This window comes from Anatilimnocola floriformis (assembly GCF_024256385.1).
GTDB lineage: Bacteria > Planctomycetota > Planctomycetia > Pirellulales > Pirellulaceae > Anatilimnocola > Anatilimnocola floriformis.
Genome location: NZ_JAMLFW010000001.1, coordinates 1,378,518 through 1,397,815, shown reverse-complemented (window position 1 = coordinate 1,397,815; position 19,298 = coordinate 1,378,518). Strand labels below are relative to the sequence as shown.

Sequence of the window (19,298 nt, the reverse complement as noted above, 5' to 3'; positions counted from 1 at the left end):
CGCGGAGCGAAAGGCGACTGTGGGTGCGTCTTACGCACTCTTGGCTTGCGGCTGCACTGGGAACATTTTGCGGCGGCCTTCGACGATGTCGGCGTCGATGACGAACTTGCTTCCCTTCGGTTGGTCGGGGAGTTCATACATCACTTCGAGCATGGTCTGTTCGACGATGCTGCGGAGGCCGCGGGCACCGGTTCCCTTGACCACGGCTTTGTGAGCGATGGCGTTGAGAGCCGATTCGGCGAACTCGAGCGTGCAGTCTTCCATTTGGAAGAGGGTCTGATACTGACGGAGCAGAGCGTTCTTCGGTTCGGTCAGCACCTTCACCAGGCCGGCGTGATCGAGCGGGCAGAGCGAAGCGATCACCGGCAAGCGGCCGATCAATTCGGGGATCATGCCGAACTCGAGGATGTCTTCGGTTTGCACCATCGACAGCGCTTCAGCCGTTTCGATGTCTTGCCGTTGGTTCGAAGACTGCTGGCCGAAGCCGAGGGCCTTCTTGCCGAGGCGTTTGCGAACGATGTCTTCGATGCCGACGAACGTGCCGCCGCAGATGAAGAGAATGTTCGTCGTATCCATCTGAATGTACTGCTGCTCAGGGTGCTTGCGGCCCCCTTGCGGCGGAACATTGGCGACAGTGCCTTCGAGCATCTTCAGCAGGGCTTGTTGCACGCCCTCGCCGCTGACGTCACGAGTGATCGACACGTTCTGGCTGGTCTTGCCAATCTTGTCGATTTCGTCGATGTACAAAACGCCGCGCTGGGCAGCTTCGAGATCGAAGTCCGCGGCGTGAAGCAATTTCAGCAGCAGGTTTTCGACGTCTTCACCGACGTAACCCGCTTCGGTGAGCGTGGTCGCATCGCCGATGGCGAACGGCACGTTCAGCACGCGGGCCAGCGTGCGAGCGAGCAACGTCTTGCCAGAGCCCGTCGGGCCGAGCAGCAGGATGTTCGACTTCTCGACTTCGACGTCGCCACCTTCAACACCGAGTTGCAACCGCTTGTAGTGGTTGTGAACCGCCACCGACAGCACCTTCTTGGGGAAGGTCTGGCCGACGACATATTGGTCGAGCGAAGCGACCAATTCCCGCGGCGTGGGAATGCGGTTGAAGAGAGGTTTTGTAGCGCCGCGACGGCGCTGTTCTTGGTCGAGGATCGACTGGCAGAGTTCGATGCACTCACCGCAGATATATACGTCGCCAGGCCCTTCGACGAGCGGTCCGACGTCGCGATAGCTCTTGCGACAGAACGAACAGTAGGCGTTTTTCTTTGTGGTGCTGGCGCTTCGCCGCCCCCCAGTCATGTCCTTACCTGCCGGCATAACTTCAAACACTCCTTTCAGCGGATTTCAGCTGGCCACAAAAGCGCGTCCAGCCCTCACAGGTGCAAAGCTCGATCGCCACTCGCAACTCGACCAGGCCGAAGCCAGGGAAAATTGCCAGCAGCGGGAAGGGGGCATCCTTGTCCGCTTGAAGTTCGAGCAATTCGACAGTCAATCGTTGTCAGTGCAACCGACCTCCCAGGCCGGATCAACCAGTAAAGAACGTTCATTTTCCAGACTGCGAACAAACCTTCTCCGCCGCACACTTTGCCCGGCTGGATCAGCCGTTGCGACCTGAGGAGTCTCGTTCTTAAGCCTTGTCGGGATCGTCCTTTGCTCGTTGCTGGAGCTGAGCTCCTAGCACCGCTTTTATAGTTCGGTATTCGGTGTCGCTGATGTCACCCTCCTGTCGCAAATCTTGCAAGTTCGATAGCAGTTGGCTGGCTGAATCTTCGGATTGCTGCGCGCTTCCGCGCAACTTTCCCAAAAATAGCGCCGCGATGGCGATCAAACCTAGGAGCACGCTCCCCCAGATCAACAACTGGGCAAACGTCTCCGGCGAGAGTTGCTTCATGGAATTCCGCCGTTGGGTAGCTTGCGGGCGTACCCGGTGCATCCGTTACCTGCTGGATATTATGCACATACGGCGGAGGTAGTCCAGTTTTCCGGCCTTGGAAAGCCGATCGGGGGGGAACCCGAGTTGGAGCCGCGGACGACGAAACAGCGACAAAATGGCGTTTTTGCGATTGGCGGCCGTCATGAGCCTAGAAAGCGAGGAGTCTTCCCTCGCTGGGAATCTGTACGGCGGGAGTGCCACGATGGTTCGCTCAAAAACTCCTGTTCCCTCGCCCCTGTACTCAGGGGAGAGGGTTAGGGTGAGGGGCCGGTGCTGCGAGTTGCCTTGGCTATCGCGTTGGCCTGTTGTTAAGGCGCGTGAAGGAAAGTTGAAGTGAGCTTCAAACCCCTCACCCCACCCTCTCCCCGAAGCGGGGCGAGGGAGCGACGATTCGCTGCGCGAATCACATTTACTCACTGGCTCACTCTCGCCCATACGCCCTCACTCCCACACGCTCAAACCCTCATACTTCTTCTCTCCCCCGCCTGCATTACAATGCACTCCCGCATCACCCCCAGGAGTTCCCGCAGTGCCCAGTTCCCTCGCCCGTGTTCTCGATTCCTGCATTGTCGCCGTCATTCGCGCTGAAAGTGGCGAGCTGCTCGTCGACGTCGCCGAAGCCTTGCTGGCTGGCGGCGTTGATGTGATGGAGGTGACTTTTACGGTTCCGAAGGCCGTGCAGGTTTTGGAAAAAGTGGCCGACAAGCTCGGCAAGCGCGTGCTGCTCGGCGCGGGGACCGTGCTCGATCCGGAGACCTGCCGGGCCGCATTGCTCGCCGGCGCCGAGTTCATCGTGTCGCCCGCCGTGAACGTGCAAGTTATCGAAATGTGCAAGCGCTACAGCAAGCCGATCATGCCCGGCGCGTTCACACCGACCGAAGTTGTCACCGCGTGGCAAGCCGGGGCCGACATCGTCAAAATCTTCCCGTCCGAAATCACCGGCCCTAAGTATCTGAAGGCCCTGCATGGCCCGCTGCCGCACATCCGTCTCATGCCGACCGGCGGCGTGAATTTGGAAACCGCGACCGATTTTCTTAAAGCCGGCGCGTGTGCGCTGGGCGTTGGCAGTTCGCTGGTCGATCCCAAAGTTGTTGCCGCCGGCGATCTCAAGAAAATCGAAAACCTGGCGAAACAGTATCAGCAACTGGTGAAGGACTTTCGCTCCAAGTAACGGCCATGCCCATCCACTTCTCCTGTCCCTACTGTGGCGAAACCACGCTGGTCGACGATCCATTCGCCGGCCACACCGGCCCCTGCGTCAACTGTGGCCGGCTGGTCACCGTACCTTCGGCGCGGGCCGGCTATTCGTTTCGCGCAGCCGTGCAGGGAGTTCGCCGCGGCAACTATCAGCTCGCGATCATTGGTGGTTTGCTCGTGATCGGTTTCGGCATCGCCTTCTTTGCCTTCTATCAAGCCGTCGGCAAACCTGCGCTCCTCGCCGCCAATCAGGCCGCAGCCAAGCGCACCTGTGCCAACAACCTGCGCAAGATCGGCCAGGCCATTCTCGCCTACCAAGCCGCTAACAATGGCAACTTTCCGCCGGCCTACTCAGTCGATGCGGCTGGCAAACCGCTGCACAGCTGGCGAGTGCTGATCCTGCCCTATCTCGGCTCCGAGGGGCAGTTGCTGCATCAACAGATCAATCTCAACGAGCCTTGGGACGCGCCGCAAAATCTCTCCCTGGCTGCACAAATGCCGCGGCTCTTCGCTTCGCCTCTCGATCAAAACGCCCGCACGCTGCACGAAAGCAACTACGTTGTCATCACCGGGCCGAAGACCATGTTTCCCGATGCCGCGTCGCGAAACATGACCGACATCAAGGACGATCCTGCGTCTACGCTGCTGGTCGTCGAAGTTGAAAGCAACGGCAAGAGTTGGATGGAGCCCGTCGACCTCGTCGGGAACCAGATCGACTTTCAAATCGGCGGCGACCTGGGGGGCAATCACAGCAACGGCGCCAATGTCCTCTTCGCCGATGGCGAGGTCCGATTCCTACCTGACAACACCTCGGCTGCCGACATCGAAGCCATGTCAACCGTTGCCGGCCACGAAGGGGTCGAGCGGCCGCGTCATTGATCTGCGTTTCGCCCGCGGCGTGTTCGGGCAATCACCGAGCGAGAAACGTGTTTACCCCGGATACGCTGTTGTGAGGTTCGGCCCACACATGCGGCCTCAGCAGGCGATCGACTTGTTCCAACGGCCAATAAAATTGGCTGGCCCACCCGTCAGCTTCAAAGCGATAGTGTCTCGCCATGTGCCAGTCCTGCGGTGGCGGACTTCCCGGCGTGCCACCACTGCTGCTGATTTCCAGCGTAATTGTTTTCACCGAGTGGTGTACCAGGGCGAAATAACTCGCCACATACAGCACTGGTAAGAGCAGCAACGCAATGGCGAAAATTACTGGAGCACGAGATTCGCGTTTCATGGTGGCGACATTCGGTAAGACCGACGAGTCGGTAGCAGGATTCTCGGCATTCTAGCTGCGCGATACGCTGGCGTCGTTAGTAGCCACTTCGCATCGTACAGCGAACCCTGCGTTCCCTTCGCGTGTCCGTTCGGGCAGTTAGCTCCGCTAGATTGGTGAGAACTCTTATGCCCTCCTGCATTCACTGCCTTCGCGAACTTCCTGTAGCCACGCCGGTTTGCGCTTACTGCGGCGCATCGCAGCCGGCGCAGGTCGGGCAGCCGCAGCCTGTCGGACACAACCAAAGCCGTGGTCCGCTCAGCGATGCCTTGCTAGATGAAGTACTCGTGATCATCGGCCGCGGACACAAGATGGAAGCGATTAAGGTCGTCAAGGATGCCACCGGCCTGTCGCTGCTCGATGCCAAGCAAATTGTCGATCGTCTCGCTGTGGAACAGCTGGCTAATCGACAAGCGATCGAGCCAGTGCAGATTTTAGCGCAGCCGTCGCCAGTGATCGATCGGCAGCAGATCGAGCAACTAGTCCGTCAGGGGCAAAAGCTGGAAGCGATCAAGATCTATCGCCAGCAAGCCGGTTGCAGCCTGCTGGAGGCCAAGCAAGAAGTCGAGGCGCTCGAAGCCGCGCTCACACAACAGCCGGCTGCTGGTGGTGGCAGCGGCGGTCGCGGCTGTTTCGGAATGGTGATCCTGCTCGCAGTCTTGGTCGGCATCGGCGCGATCGCGCTCATCCGTTGAGCGTTACGGCTCGAGCAGAAAATCTTGCGTTTGCGAGCCGACTTTGATCGTGACCGTTTTGCCGTTCCCTTTGGTCGTCGGCGAGATGCGACTCTTCAGCGGTGGCGCCGGGCGAGCGCCGGACGCCATTTGCTTTTGCATCTCTTCGTGCGTCAGAGCGACCGCTTGTTCGACTTCCTCGGTGATGAGGACTTGCTTGTCACCCGGCACGACGTTCACCGCCGTGTATTTGCCCGCCACAATCGCCGCACCCACGGGTGTGCCGCCAGTGGGCGGGGTGAATTGAATCTGCCCCTTGGCAAGCGGCTGACCAGAGATCGTCACGCTGCCAGATACCGTGCCTTGTGAATTGCCGCAACCAACGAAAGCTGCCGCCATCACGAGCGCGACGAAGACGCCGAAGAATCTGAATTGCATGAAGAGGACTTTCGTTCGCTGTTCGCCTACGGCAAAGCCAGTGATTCGCCGCCGTCGCGCGTGCCAGCCGCCCGCCAGATGAGCACGTCGACGCTATCCATCACAAACCGCGTCGAGCCGTCGGCCAGGCTGACGACGACTCCGGCTGGATGAAAACTTCGCGCTGCCGCGTGCGCGCCTTGCGCGGAAGGTTGAAACCAGGCGCTGCCGCCAAGCGTCGCGCACGGCGCGCGATAACGTGTGTCGCCCGCCGCGGCAGGGCAGGGCCCATACACCTGATCGGCAATCGTCGAATTCGGCGTGAGGGTCGAGTTGAACAATGCTCCGCCGATGTTTCCATAAATGATCTCGCCGATCGGGCCGCCCCAACCGGGCGTCACCGAGTTCGAGATCCCTTCGGAAATCAAGAGCGTGTTTGCCGTGCCATCGGTGATCTCGGCCAGCTTGCAACCCATCGTTTGCACGGTAGCGCCGGGATCGCTGCTTTGGCCTGACTTGACGCCGAATGCGCCCATCGACCAGCCAGTTCCCGTGACGTTCGACGGAGCCAATCCATACATATCGCCGCTGCCGACACAGCCGCGATAGTTGCCACGAATGAAACCATACGCGGCCGTGCCGATTTCATTCTGCTTCACGCCCAGATCGGTCGGGCAGTTCCAGGTGGGGATCACCGTGTGTCGCGCGAGTCGCAGGCGGGCGTCATCACCAATCGGACCATTCGGCCCGGGATAAGAACCGGTGTTCGGCGTCTGCGTCAGCGTCCAATAGTTTTCATGCACTGCCCGCTGTTCGATGTACGGCAGAGTCAGCTGCGTCCAGGTGTACGTATCCCAAAAATCGTACTTGCGGCCGTAGGGAAGCGTCTTGAATGTGTCTTCGAAATTGTGGCAGGCAAGCGTCAGCTGCTTGACGTTGTTCGTACAACGCATTCGCCGGGCCGCTTCGCGCGCCGCTTGCACTGCGGGTAGCAACAGTGCGACCAAGATGCCAATGATCGCAATGACCACGAGCAGTTCGACGAGCGTGAAACCGCGATTGCGTGAAGACATCGTCGCCTCGATGAATTCAGGAGAGAGCTAATCTGGATTCCGCTTAACATAGCCGCCGTGGAGTTAATTTCAAGCTGAAAATATCTCCAATCAGTTGGCCCATTCCCGCCGCAGCTGCAAAATTTCACGCGCCGCGATCAGCAGATAGGTGACAACGCCCGTCAGCACGAGCGTCGCCAGTCGCACGCTCGGCGAGTAATTATCTTGCTTAAACACCAGTTCGCGCGTGACGATCACCACCAGTCCCATCACCGCCGCCGAGCGCGCCGCGGGCCATAACTGCCGCGCGATTTGCCACGGCGAAACCTGCACAATCTGCAGCGCGAACCACAAAAACGGCAAGCACCAGACAAAAAGATGCACGAGCGTGAACGCGATGGCCAGTCCCAGGCTCGCATTCAGCGATTCGTTTCCCGCATTGTGCCCGCCGACATACATGCCGATGGCAGCCCCTTGCAACAGCAGAGCGAGCAGCCAGAACGACGCGATCAGCAACTCCCGCCCACGGCCGCGGGAAGCAAGCACAAAGATGGCCAGATTCTGCAAACCGATCGAGATGATCGCAGGAGCCAGCCAACCGAGCAACTCGCCGCCGTCGCGCCATGCGCCGCCACCGACGAGCAGCATGAGGTCGTTGCTCACCAGCGATAAACCGATCGCGCACGGAAATAACCCAAGGGCCGACATGCGAAAGAAGCGCGCGGTCAGGCGCGAATACAACTCGCTGCCTGGTTCCGCCTTGGCCAGCGACGAAACCATCACGCCGGTGAGCGGCGACGTGAGGAGATAGACCGGCTTGATCATGAGCCCGAAAGCCTGCGAATACAAACCGAGCGCGCGATTGCCGGTGACGCCAAAAAAGAACGGCAACAGAATCTTCTCCAGATTCTGTGCGAGAAAATGGACCAGCGAACTGACCGAATAAGCGACGCTGAAGTTCAGCAACTCGCGCACGTGCCACGGACGCTTCGGCCAGGCCGGCCACCATTTCAGCAGCAGCCAACTGCCGACGAACAGCACGGCGAGCTCCAGCACATGCTGAATCACAAGCGCCCAAACATCGGGACGATACACGGCCCAGCCGATTGCCGCGATGCACGCGATCAACTGCGCGACCAGGCGCAACAAACTCGCGGCGCCGAAGCGCAAATCTCTTTCGAGCAATGCCTGATGCTGATTGCCGAGCGCGGCGAACAAAGTCCCGCCGGCGAGAACGACGCCCACGGCGAACAGCGCCGGCTCGTGGTAGTAACGGGCCTGCAACCAGCAGATGACGACGGTCGTCGCCGTCGCCGCAATCCCCGCAAACACCTGCAGCCAGAAGAGAACGCTGAGCTGCATCTGCGACAGATCCCGCCGCTGCATCACCGCAATGCCCGGCCCCAGCGTCGCCGCCATCCGCGGCAACATCACCGCAGGCAGCACCGCGGCGAGCAAGCCGAATTCCGCCGGTCCCAGCAAGCGAAAGAGAATGGCGAGCGTTCCCAGGCCGATAAGCTGCGAAGCCAGATGCCCAATCAGCACCAGCGGTGCGCCGCGGCGCGTAGCACTGGTGAGTGCGGCGCTCGCCTGCAGCGCGCTCTCGACTGGCTCGGTACTAGGATCGTCGTGCGTCATACTTGTCGAGCGAGTTGACGTTCCGCTCGCGCCGTCAACCAAGGTTCGATCGGCAGCAAATAGAGCGCAGTGAACAACGCGTTGAAATGAAACCCATAATCAAACGTCAGCAACACACCCGCATAAAAGCCGATGATGCCCAGGCCGATCCACGTCCGCAGGCGCGGAAACACCGCGAGCACGCCGGCCGTTTCGATGACCAGCGTGGCCCCCTGCAAGATCTGCGTGAATGTGCGACTCGAAAGAATGATCCACGTCGACGGCGCCCACGAATGGCCCCACAGATGCGTCCACAGCTGGAGCGAAATACCGTTTGCCCAGCCTGGCCCGCTGTACATCAGCTTCGTCAGTCCAGCTGCAGTGTGAAACAGTCCGACGTAAGCGATGCCGGTCAGCACCACCCACCGCGGCAGCAGCGGCGTTTTATAAAACTTGCCGGCCTTGATCGCGGCTCGCATCTCTGGCGATTCGAACGTGATCCACAGCGACTGAATCACCAGCAGCATGTTCGGCAAGTTGAAAATGTGCGCTGTGTTGTACGTCGTCTCGACATGGATCGACCAGAGCGCGGTGAATCCCGCCGTCGTCAGCCAGCACGACCAAGGCAGGCCGCGATTCAGCGCCCAGAGCACGCCGCCGATCGCGAGCGCCGCGCGACTTCCCCAAAGCAATGCCGGCGAGACGATCCACGCGTGCGGCAGAATAGACAGGATCGTCGAAGGCGACTGCCGAGTTCCCTCGCGCACTTCGAACGACAAAAAGAGCAACGCCGCCGCCGTGGCGAGCAGCGCCCAGTTAATCAACTGACCAAACTGCGGCAGCGAACGGCGAGTGAGTTGGTCTTGCCAGGAGGGAGTCAGGAGCATTGGCGATTAGGAATTCAGCTCTACTCTCGTGGCTGGAAGGTTACGTGCACCGTGAATGATAGTGACGAGGAGAATCGCATCGCGATGAACTTCATACATGATGCGATAGCAGTTGCGGCGCGACGAGACCAAACTATTTTACCCATCGCTGCAACTCTTGACGGACCTGCTCTTGGGTCAGCGTGTTTCCTTCCTTGAGGTCTTTACGTCCATCTTCAACCTTTTTACGCAGCAGCAACTCTTCCATGACTCCCTCGAACGATGCATCGTCCGGAAGTTTCTGGGCAATATCGAGCAAGGCGTCTTTCGCAGTCATCGCACGTCCCTCAATCACTACTGTATTGGCACGATTCGTATTTTAGCACGATACCGTCATTATCGCTCACCCCGATAATGCGGATTCTCCACCCGCCAGCGATCACTTCGAATCACTCCCACGCGCTGGCCATCGACTGCCCCGACCACTTCTTGTTCGATTTCGACAAACGGATAGCCGCGATTCACTTCTTCGGCGAGTCGCTCCACCATGTGCTGACGGCAGAAAGTTTCGTCGCGCTCGCTACCAAACTCTTCGAGCACGGCCGGGGGTTTGATGCCCACACCATAGCCAACGGGATTGCCATCATAGATGCGATGGGCGAGGAACACCTCGGCATCGAGTAGTTGGCCGTTCGGGCCGTAAACGCGGTAGTTGCAGTACCGCGTCGGCGCATCGCGAAACATGGGACCCGAGGTGAAGGGATACAAATCCCCGATCACCGTCGGCACCACGATATTTGCCAGCAGCAGCAAACCCGCCGCCGCTAGCGCCCATTGATCACGCGTCAACATCGGCAGTTACTGCTTCGCAAACTTGATGCAGACCGGCGCCGAGACTTCGATCTTGTTGCCGGTCGGCGTGAGGGCGCCGGTCGCTTGATCGATCTTGAAAACGGCCACGTTGCGGCCGTCCTGGCTGCCGACGAGGAGCCATTTGCCGGTGAGATCGATGTTGAAATTCCTCGGCGTCTTGATCCCTTCGCCTTGATGACCCGACGCGGTCAACTTGCCGGTCGCGGCATCGACTTGAAACACAGCGATGCTGTCGTGGCCGCGATTGCTGCCGTAGACAAACTTGCCGCTCGGATGAACGACCACTTCTGCGGTGCTCCCCTTGGCGAAACCTTCCGGCACGGTCGAAATGGTTTGCAGTTCGGTGAGCGAACCCTTGGCCGCATCAAACGCAAAGACAGTCATCGTCCGCGCTTGCTCATTGATCGCGTAGCCGATCTTGCCGTTCGGATGAAACGCAAAGTGTCGCGGGCCGGCCCCTTCAGGCGTGTGGCCAGCGGCTGGATCATGCGTGGTCAACTTTCCCGCCGCGGCATCGAGATTGTAAATCACCACTTCATCGCGACCGAGATCGGCGCACAGCGCCAGTTTATTGTCGGGCGAGACGTTGATCGAGTGTCCACGCGGCGCACGGACCTTCGCGCCAGCCGCTACCGGCTTGGCTTCGTGTTGGAAGAACGAAGTCACATCGCCGAGACTGCCGTCCGCTTTCAGCACCACCGCACAGCAACTGCCGCCGCCGTAATTCGCGGCGAGAACGCATTTCCCCTCGCGGTCGACCACCAGATGGCACGGTCCCGGACCGCCGGAGTGTTGCTGATTGAGTTGCTTCAACCCACCAGTTTTCTCATCGATCACAAACGCCGTGATGCCGCCGGCATCCTTACCGAGAAACTTGCCCACTTCGTTGATGCAGTACAGATGCTTGCCATCGGGATGAAGCGCGAGAAAAGTGGGATTCTCGGTCTCGGCAACGAGCTTCGGTTCGCCCAACTTGCCCGTCTCGGCGTCGAAATCGCACAGGTAAATCCCCTTGCTCTGCTCCGGCTTCGATCCCGTATACGTGCCGAGATAGACACGCTGCTTTTCCTGAGCCGTGAGTAATGAGGTCATGAGCGACAAGCCAACAAGGGCGAATAAGGTGATTCTGCGATTCATCGAAGCCAATCCTAAGAGAGGTTACTTGTTTCCAAAACAATACAAATGTCCGACCGTGCGAATGTACAACTTACTATCGGCGATCGCCGGCGTGGCAAAGGCCGGCTCTTCCAGATCGGCGGTGCTCAGCACTTTCCACTGATCCTCGGCCGAGGTGACCGTCAATTTGCCATCATCGCTGATCAGAAAGATCTTGCCGTCGCCACCAACGGGCGAACAATAAAAATCGCCGGTCCCCGGCACACGGGCGGTTCTCTTCAGCTTGCCGGTCTCCGCATCGACGCTCGAAAAAATCCCGCCGTCCTTCATCATGAAAACTCTGCCGTTGTAGTACAGCGGCGAGGCACAAAACGGGATGAACTTCTCCACCCGCCAGCGGACATGCGTTTCGGTGCAATCGCCCACGCCGCCGGGCGCGATCGAGATCATCACGTTCTGCGATTGATCAAACAGCATCCGGAATTCGTCGTATTCGGTCTTCGTGATCTTGCCATCCTTGTCACGATCGCACTGCGAGAATCGCTGCTTGAGCGCGCCCTTCGGCAGTTCGTCTTCCTCAAACACGCCGTCCTTATTCTTGTCGAATTCCAGCGCGACCTTTTCGAATTCATCGAGTACAATCCGCTCGCCCGGATCAGCGCCCGCCGACCACCCAGCCACGTACAAATTCTGATCGTCGCCAATCACCGGCGTCGTGCAGACGACCCGCGATACGCCGCGAACGGTCCAGATTTGCTTGCCGGTCTCGATATCGTAACCGGCCACCTTCAGAGTGCCGGCGAGCACCATTTGCTGTTTGCCCGCGACATTCCAAATCACCGGCGTACACCAGTTGCGCGAGTAATCGGCTTGGCGATCGACATGCCAGAGTTGCTCGCCGGTCGTCTTGTCGTACGCGGCGACGAACGCGCCTTGATCGTGATCCTGACACAAGATGACGCGATTGCCCACGATGATCGGCGAACTGCCGGCGCCGAAATCGTTGTTGAACGGCCCCATCGGCTTTTGCCAGAGCAACTTGCCCGCGTGATCGTAGCAAAACAAGCCACTCGAACCAAAAAAGCTGACAACTCGTTCGCCATCGGCCGCGGGGCTCGACTGCGCGTGGTTGCCGATGCTGTGAACTTTTTCGAGTTCTTTGTGCGGCGCTTCCTGTTCCCACACAATCTGCCCCGTCGCGCGATCGAGCGCGATCGTCAGCAACTTCGTCTTGTCGCGCACACCTGTTACGTAGATCCGATTCTTCACCAGCACCGGCGAAGAATGTCCTGGCGGCAGCGGCACCTTCCAGACGACATTTTTCTCAGGCCCGACTTCACTTGGCAGCGCGGCGCCCGCGGGAGCCAGACCGGTGGAGTTTGCGCCGCGAAACTGCAGCCAGTCTTCGGCTTGGGCCAGCTGACCACCAACGATCAGCAAGCAGCAGAGATGATGGAGTTTCATGGCGGGAGTCCGAAGGGAGTTGGAGCGGCTCGGCGTATTGTCGATGATCTGGTGCGAAAATGCGAGGGCGTCGCTCACCTCCCTCAGCTATTCTTCCGCAGCCCGCGGCGCGGTTTCGGCAGGGACATCGAGCGCCGGATTGCGAGTGAAGAACCCGCTCGGCACGAGCGAGAACCCGGCCCGCGTGGCCGACATCACAGGCCATTCCTCGGCCCGCGGCACGTGCGTGACGGTCATTGTGTACCACGCTACCACATCCTGCTGCTCGAGCGATTCGTCGCCGCTCCACAGCGGCAAGCCGTCGCTGGTTCCGCGCTGGCGAGGATAGTCGCCGGCTGAGTGCAATTCATTGTCCTTGTGACGAGTCGCCCAGAAGTGATGATTGATGTAGCCGGCCCGCTGCCCCGTGGTGGATTTCTCGCTGACCTTGGGAACGCAGTTCGCGCCCGGTTCGAGCAGATAGCCGGCGAAATGGCCAAGCGAATTCGGCTTGCTGCTGTTAAAGATTTTCCAGCGGCGATGTTCCAGTAAGTTGAGATCGCGCCGTGCTATCGCTTCGGTTTTCAGCGGCGTTTCGATATGGATGAAGGCGTTGCTCGCTGGATTTGCTTCGCCTACCGGCGCCGGCTTCACGCTGGTCTCCACCACGCTGTTTTCGCGGCCATCAACATCGAAATCGAGGCGGAAGCTAAAAATGTGCTGATGATTCGGCGCAACGATGCTCTTGCTCACCAGCGTGCCATATCTCTGATCGCCTGTCGCCACCGCGATCTTGCCCGCCGCAGCGGCTGCACATTTTTCACACAACTGCGGCGTGACACCCTTCGCCAGCAAGATACCCGTGAGATCGACGCGGGCTTCGAGGGTGCCATCCTGATGAAAGATCCAGTTCACACAATAGTCGTAGTTGCCAACGGTGGTGACCGAGGTGACGGCCAGCTGTCGCGCCCGACGCGTTTCGACCTTGCTCGAAGTCTCGTCGTAGTGCTTCCACAAAATGCCGCCATCCTGCTCGTAGATGGCGACCGCGCGCTCTCTGACGTCCGGCTTGCCCAAATCATCGGCAAACACCGCGTCGAATAGCTGGGCGTTGGCCGGCACATCGTGCCCTTTACTCAAACGATTGCAAGTCTTCCCCAGGCCATACTCTCCCTGATCGAAGGCACTTCGCCAGTTCCAGGCTGCCGATGCGTCGCCATACGGAACGACCATTTCGGCAATCGATGCGCGATGCAGTATCGAGCGAACTTTCGGTTGCCGCTGTTCGTCGAGTCCGTCTTCATAACCAACCGTGTGCAGCACGAGCCCTTCGCGGGCGTGCATCTGAAAACGGAATCGCCACTTCTGCCAACGAACTTCGTTGCCATTCACGGTGAAGTCGACTCCGTCTGGCTGAGAAACAACAAGCCGCTTCGGTTGTGGCCGTTCGCTGACTTCTTCCTCCTGAAAAAAATCGGTGCCGCCATCTGCCGAGATCGGCACGACGCCGGTGTCGATGAACTGGACGACCTTCTTTTTGTCGATGTCGACGGCAACGACAACGCCCTCGATCGGTCGGCCATAGGCATTAATCCCGCCGGCCCGCTGAAACGAAATCACCCGCATCAGCCGAGCCCCTTCGGAGCCCTTCACCTCAAGCACGCCCGGCGCCCAACAATCGAGATTGACCTCTTCAATTTCCTTCTCCGTATCGATGCCCCGCTTCTTCATCGCCGCCAGCCATTGCGGATCAGCCCGCACGATGTCGGCAACCTCGATGTATTCGGCCGACAGCACCAGCGGATGAACATTCGGCAGGGCGTTCCATTGAACGAGCTTCTGCGAGGTCAGATCGACGGTGGCTTCGAAGCTGCGTTGCGTGTTTCGGTCGAGCACGACAGCAAAGACACGCCGCGGCACTTTTTCACCAGTGGCGAAGCGCTGCAACTCATCCTTCGTTGGCTCGTGGAGATTGAGCACGGGAAAACGAAAATCACCAGCCGGTTGCTGTTCGCGGCGGATGATGGCCACGGCTTGCGTGATTTCGTCTGCAGTGAGCGGAGTAAGTGGATGTGGCGCGGCGGCCGGCGCCAAGGTCGTCAGGCCCATGATCAGCAGCAGCGGCAGGCAAACACGAATCATCATTGAATCCTTTCAAAGAGGCAGGCTGATCCAATCAATCGATAAACACCCGGGCGTCAGTAGCCAAAAAATCGCAATTCCCCGGCATATTCGCGATCGTGGTCGGGTCATTCCTGCGAGTAAACAGCGGCCGCCGCGAAGAAACGATTTACGGCAGAGGTATCCGCGCATTTGAAAGGGGCAAAGTGAGGTCGTCAGCATCTTGCGGCAGGCGACCCCGTACGTCCCATTTCTGAGCAGCCCCGAGTAAATATACGGCTGCAACCTGAGCCTTCAGCTCTTTGTAAAACGGTTGCTCGACGGGAATATTGCAAATCTTCAAACTCTTCAACAGTTTCATCCGCAGTAACGGAGACAGATCCGTGACCGGAATTCTGTCGATTTCCAATGTAGACAATTGAGAGCACGATTCGAGAGGCGTCAGGTTCGCAACCTCGCCATTCTTGATGCGCAGTGTTACCAGACGCTGCAGTTTGGCCAGGGGAACCAGGTTCTTAATAGGGACGTCTTCGAAACCCAGACTCCTCAAATACTCGCATTTCGCGAGCGGCTCCGTGTCATAGACCACGGCCTTACAGAGCTGGAGTTCAGTGAGGTACGTACAGGAAGAAAGTGGTTTTAAGCTGATGGTGGGAGGTTTCTCGCGGTCTTTGCCCTCAAAACGAAAGAGCCTCAAACTGCGAAAATTCGCGAAGACAGAAATGTCAGAAACAGCTGTTCGGCTACAGTTGAACAACGACATTCCTTTGCAGTTTTTGAGCGGCGTGAGGTCACTGATGCCCGTATCGTTCATCACGAATATTCGCAGTGAGCGATGCCCCGCCAACGGCGTCAAGTCGACTACTTTTGTCGCGGAAATATCGACGTCGGTCAGCTTGGTGGTTTTTGTGAGCGGATCCAAACTCCCCACGGGCGTATGTTCTAGATACAAATGCTTCAGATTGCGAAAATTGGCCGCTGGAGAGATGTCGGAAACCGACGTAGATCCTAGATCCAGCCAATCGATCTTGGTGCACTTCGACAGTGGCGAAAGGTCAGACACTCGCGAATTTTTTCCAGTGACCATCGTCAAGTTCGTGGACATTGACACTGGCGTAAGATCAGCAACTTTCGTGTTATTAAATGAGATTGCTCCAAGAGTTTCGATCGTCGGCAGTTCTACAGCATCGGAGTTGTCAATGTCGAGAAACGTCAGCTTCAGCCCGGAGAGAACAGAAAGGTCACGAACCGGACACTTTTGCATGTGGAGTGATTGCAGTTCTCGGCAAGCGCGGAGAGGCCCAATGTCCTCAATGGCGGTCTCGTCGATGACGAGGTGCCTTAAGTGCTTGAATTGCTCAATTCCTGCGAGACTCTGCAACTCTGCCTTCCGCAAGTACAGGTCTGTCAGATTGGGAAAGTCAGCGAGCTCCCATAGGTCCCTGAAATCGGAGTCACTTAAATCCAGAGACTTTACTTCCAACGCTGGTTTAGTCCGCGGGATTTTTCCTCGCCACACAGGCGGCGGATTCAAAGCGCGCAGCGCCGCAGCAGAAGGAGCTGCCGGTGCTGGAACAAACGGATCAGCAACTTGGGCGACCGCGAATTTAACTCCGAACTCGCTGGCGAAGAACACGGCCAGCAGCAATTGGAGCGAGATGCGTAAACGCAAATCAGATTGAAATGCTGTGACGACCGACATGCGATGCCTCCGAAAATCTGCCCTGAGAATGCAGGCGAGAAGAGAAAGAGCGGTGGCCGACTCCCAACAGTTTATCCACGAGTTGTGGATTGTTGCTAGACATTATTGCTGGAGTGTACGTCGATCGCTCACTGGCTGAGCCAGGCGATCGTTTTCGTTGCCAGCCGGTCGAGGGCCGCGACCGATAGTTCGAGATGCTCTTCGCGGGTGTCTTCGATTTTGTTGTGGCTGATGCCGCGAAGGCTTTGCACGAAGAGCATGATCGTCGGCACGCCGGCGCGGCAGACTTCCGCAGCATCGTGCAGCGGCCCGCTCGGCAGGCGATGGACCGTGCCGCAAGTTTCTTGGATCGCCGCGTCGCACAGCTCAATCAAGCGAGGATGAAACGGAAACGGCTGAATCCGCCACAGTGTTTTCCAGTTGACTTCGATTTTCTCATCCTGGGCGATTCGCTCGCTGGCTGCCTTGGCTGCGACATACATCTTTTCAAGCGCAGCCGCATCCAGATGCCGCTGATCGAGCGTCATCGTCGCTTCGCCGACAACGGCCGTCACGATGCCTGGTTCGGTGGTTACTTTGCCGACCGTACACACGCCGCCGTGCTCGATGGCAATCTCACGAATCGCCAGATGCAGTTTCGAAACGCCACCGAGCGCATCGCGCCGATGCGTCATCGGCGTGGAACCGGAGTGCGCGGCCTGGCCCTTGAAGGTAATGGTGTGCCGCTCGACGCCGAACGTGCCAAGGACGACGCCCATCGGCAGGTCGAGGCTTTCAAGGACCGGACCTTGTTCGATGTGGAGTTCCAGATAAGCGGCGGCGTTCTTCAGTTCCTGTTGGGCATCGAGCGCGCGATCGAGATCGATGCCATGCGGCGCGACCGCATCGACGAGCTTCACACCTTGCCGATCGGTTAGATTGCGAACGTCATCGGGCACGAGAGCACCACTCGCTGCACTAGAGCCGAACAAGCTGCGGCCGAATCTCGCTCCTTCTTCATCGCACCAATCGACCAGGCGAATCGTCACCGGCGGCACGCCTTCGGCAGCAATCCGCCGCAGCACTTCGAGTCCGGCGACGACATTCAAACAACCATCGAGCCAACCGCCGTTCGGCACCGAATCGATATGGCCCCCGATCAATAATTCCTTCGACGATTTGCCTTTCAGCGTCGCCCAGAGATTACCCGCTGCATCTTGATGCACCTCAACGGGCAATTCCTTCAGCTTCTCTTTAAACCAATTTCGCGCTTTGACCCAAGTCTCGGTGAATGCCACGCGCTGCGCGCCGTTTTCATCACCAGTCAGTGCGCGGAGTTCTTTGAGTTCAACGACGGTGCGAGCGGGGTTGAGCATGATAGTCGTCGATTCGCTCCGCGATCGATGAATGGAGGTGGAATTGAATCAGACCCGGCTTCGGTTACGCCGTAGAGTCCACTCATCGATCGCGGAGCGAATCGACGACTGGGGCGGAACATCACTTTGATCGCCAAATCGGATCGGCATGCGACTCCGCTGCGGTCGCAAACCACCGCGTCGTGATGGTCTTCCCTTGCGTATAAAACTGAATCCCCTCAAGCCCTTGTACATGCAGGTCGCCGAAGAAGGATTGATTCCAACCGGTGAACGGAAACCAAGCCATCGGCGCAGGGACGCCGACGTTGATGCCGATCATGCCGGCATTGAAATGCTGCTTGAACTGCCGCGCAGCGTAACCACTATTCGTGAAAATCGACGCGCCATTGCCGAAGGGACATTTCTTGCCGACGGCCAGCGCTTGTTCGAGCGAGTTCGCGCGGACGACGGAAAGTACCGGTCCAAATATTTCGTCGCGAGCCAGTTGCATCTCGGGCTGAACCATGTCGACGACGGAAGGCCGCACAAAAAAGCCACTCGTCGGCAGATCTTTGCGACCGTCGAGCGCGACGGTCGCTCCTTCTTTTTGCGCGACATCGAGATAACCAGCCACCCGGTCGCGATGGGCTGCCGTGATCAGCGGCCCCATGTCGACCTCGGCGCCAGTGTCAGTCGGGCCAACTGTCATCTTGCTGGCTTTTTCGCAGAGGCGATCGACAAACCGGCCCGCAACGTCACCAACGGGAACCGCAATCGAACCGGCCATGCAACGTTCACCGGCGCAGCCGAAGGCCGATGCTTGCAGCGCGGCAACGGCCTGGTCGAGATCGGCGTCGGGCATGATGATGAGATGATTCTTGGCGCCGCCGGCCGATTGCACGCGTTTGCCGTGCTTCGTTCCCATTTCATAAACGTACTTCGCGATACCTGTCGAACCAACAAACGAAACCGCGCGGACGAGCTCATGCGTCAGCAGCGCATCGACGACTTCTTTGTCGCCATGCACGATGTTGAACACACCCGGCGGCAAACCGGCTTCCGTCAGCAGCTCCCCCATGAAATTTGCCGACAGCGGCACTTTTTCGCTCGGCTTCAAGACAAACGTGTTGCCGCAGCAGATGGCGACGGGAAACATCCACATCGGCACCATGGCGGGAAAATTGAACGGCGTGATGCCGACGCACACGCCGAGCGGGTGGCGCACTGTTTCGCAATCGACGTTGCGCGCGACATCAGGCAGCGTCTGTCCCATCAGCAAGCTCGGAATGCCGCAGGCGAACTCGACGACCTCGACGCCGCGTTGCACACTGGCCCGCGCCTCGGCCAAAGTCTTGCCATGTTCGCGCGTCACCAGCCGCGCGACTTCATCGAACCGCTGCATCAGCAGTTCACGAAATTTGAATAACACTCGAGCACGTTCGACCACCGGTGTCGCTGCCCAGGCCGGTCCGGCATCGGCGGCTGCTTTTACCACATCGTCGGCTTCGCTCTTCGAGCACAACGGCACCTTCGCGATGACCTGTCCCGTCGAGGGATTGAAGACGTCGGAGGTCCGCGTCGACTTCGACTGCGTCCACTTGCCGCCGGAAAGAATGGGGATGGTCGGAGGAGCAGCAGGGGGCGCGGCAGTTGACATGAGAAGGCCCTTTAAATTTGAATTGGCTG

The 19,298-nt window shown here is 58.8% G+C and carries 18 protein-coding genes; 3 read left to right on the top strand and 15 right to left on the bottom strand.

Annotated elements, in window-relative coordinates:
* Positions 1-30: 30 nt before the first annotated feature.
* Together clpX and M9Q49_RS05795 are read right to left on the bottom strand one after the other, a co-directional pair.
* Positions 31-1,317: an ATP-dependent Clp protease ATP-binding subunit ClpX gene (gene clpX, locus M9Q49_RS05800; RefSeq protein WP_315861163.1), complete on the bottom strand. Its 1,287-nt coding sequence runs from the start codon at positions 1,315-1,317 to the stop codon at positions 31-33.
* A gap of 310 nt (positions 1,318-1,627) precedes the next feature.
* The gene (locus M9Q49_RS05795) at positions 1,628-1,891 is read right to left on the bottom strand and encodes a hypothetical protein (protein ID WP_254507764.1); all 264 of its coding nucleotides are present in this window, start codon (positions 1,889-1,891) and stop codon (positions 1,628-1,630) included.
* A gap of 571 nt (positions 1,892-2,462) precedes the next feature.
* Here M9Q49_RS05795 and M9Q49_RS05790 point away from each other — a divergent pair.
* Both M9Q49_RS05790 and M9Q49_RS05785 read left to right on the top strand, forming a co-directional pair.
* On the top strand, positions 2,463-3,104 hold the full coding sequence (locus M9Q49_RS05790) for a bifunctional 4-hydroxy-2-oxoglutarate aldolase/2-dehydro-3-deoxy-phosphogluconate aldolase (protein WP_254507763.1): 642 nt from the start codon (positions 2,463-2,465) through the stop codon (positions 3,102-3,104).
* A gap of 5 nt (positions 3,105-3,109) precedes the next feature.
* Positions 3,110-4,009 carry a DUF1559 family PulG-like putative transporter gene (locus M9Q49_RS05785; protein WP_254507761.1) on the top strand — a complete coding sequence of 300 codons (900 nt, stop codon included), beginning with the start codon at positions 3,110-3,112 and terminating at the stop codon, positions 4,007-4,009.
* Between the two features lie 31 nt (positions 4,010-4,040).
* On the opposite strand, the gene M9Q49_RS05780 is transcribed toward M9Q49_RS05785, so the two are convergent.
* Positions 4,041-4,358: a hypothetical protein gene (locus M9Q49_RS05780; protein WP_254507759.1), complete on the bottom strand. Its 318-nt coding sequence runs from the start codon at positions 4,356-4,358 to the stop codon at positions 4,041-4,043.
* Positions 4,359-4,525: 167 nt separating this feature from the next.
* On the opposite strand from M9Q49_RS05780, the gene M9Q49_RS05775 reads away from it, so the two are divergent.
* Complete coding sequence (locus M9Q49_RS05775) at positions 4,526-5,092, top strand: ribosomal protein L7/L12 (protein WP_254507758.1); 567 nt, start codon at positions 4,526-4,528, stop codon at positions 5,090-5,092.
* 3 nt (positions 5,093-5,095) lie between these two features.
* On the opposite strand, the gene M9Q49_RS05770 is transcribed toward M9Q49_RS05775, so the two are convergent.
* The 12 genes from M9Q49_RS05770 to M9Q49_RS05715 form a co-directional block, all read right to left on the bottom strand.
* Entirely contained in the window at positions 5,096-5,509 is a 414-nt protein-coding gene (locus M9Q49_RS05770; protein WP_254507756.1) for a hypothetical protein, read from the bottom strand.
* A gap of 26 nt (positions 5,510-5,535) precedes the next feature.
* A complete protein-coding gene (locus M9Q49_RS05765; protein WP_254507755.1) occupies positions 5,536-6,561 on the bottom strand; it encodes a DUF1559 family PulG-like putative transporter in 1,026 nt (341 codons plus the stop codon).
* Positions 6,562-6,651: 90 nt separating this feature from the next.
* Positions 6,652-8,178, bottom strand: a complete 1,527-nt coding sequence (locus M9Q49_RS05760; protein WP_254507754.1) for an oligosaccharide flippase family protein — start codon at positions 8,176-8,178, stop codon at positions 6,652-6,654.
* Positions 8,175-9,044 (bottom strand): hypothetical protein, encoded by an 870-nt coding sequence (locus M9Q49_RS05755; protein WP_254507753.1) that lies wholly within the window; start codon positions 9,042-9,044, stop codon positions 8,175-8,177. The genes M9Q49_RS05760 and M9Q49_RS05755 overlap by 4 nt, the downstream gene beginning before the upstream one ends.
* A gap of 133 nt (positions 9,045-9,177) precedes the next feature.
* On the bottom strand, positions 9,178-9,360 hold the full coding sequence (locus M9Q49_RS05750) for a hypothetical protein (RefSeq protein WP_254507752.1): 183 nt from the start codon (positions 9,358-9,360) through the stop codon (positions 9,178-9,180).
* Between the two features lie 59 nt (positions 9,361-9,419).
* Complete coding sequence (locus M9Q49_RS05745; protein WP_254507751.1) at positions 9,420-9,875, bottom strand: hypothetical protein; 456 nt, start codon at positions 9,873-9,875, stop codon at positions 9,420-9,422.
* Between the two features lie 6 nt (positions 9,876-9,881).
* Entirely contained in the window at positions 9,882-11,033 is a 1,152-nt protein-coding gene (locus tag M9Q49_RS05740; protein ID WP_254507750.1) for a lactonase family protein, read from the bottom strand.
* Between the two features lie 21 nt (positions 11,034-11,054).
* Positions 11,055-12,476 (bottom strand): outer membrane protein assembly factor BamB family protein, encoded by a 1,422-nt coding sequence (locus M9Q49_RS05735; protein WP_254507749.1) that lies wholly within the window; start codon positions 12,474-12,476, stop codon positions 11,055-11,057.
* 87 nt (positions 12,477-12,563) lie between these two features.
* Entirely contained in the window at positions 12,564-14,597 is a 2,034-nt protein-coding gene (locus M9Q49_RS05730) for a primary-amine oxidase (RefSeq protein ID WP_254507748.1), read from the bottom strand.
* 148 nt (positions 14,598-14,745) lie between these two features.
* Positions 14,746-16,278 (bottom strand): hypothetical protein, encoded by a 1,533-nt coding sequence (locus tag M9Q49_RS05725; protein WP_254507747.1) that lies wholly within the window; start codon positions 16,276-16,278, stop codon positions 14,746-14,748.
* A 128-nt stretch (positions 16,279-16,406) separates the two neighbouring features.
* Entirely contained in the window at positions 16,407-17,633 is a 1,227-nt protein-coding gene (locus M9Q49_RS05720) for a Zn-dependent hydrolase (protein ID WP_254507746.1), read from the bottom strand.
* 121 nt (positions 17,634-17,754) lie between these two features.
* Positions 17,755-19,269, bottom strand: a complete 1,515-nt coding sequence (locus M9Q49_RS05715) for a CoA-acylating methylmalonate-semialdehyde dehydrogenase (RefSeq protein ID WP_254507745.1) — start codon at positions 19,267-19,269, stop codon at positions 17,755-17,757.
* Between the last annotated feature and the right edge of the window lie 29 nt (positions 19,270-19,298).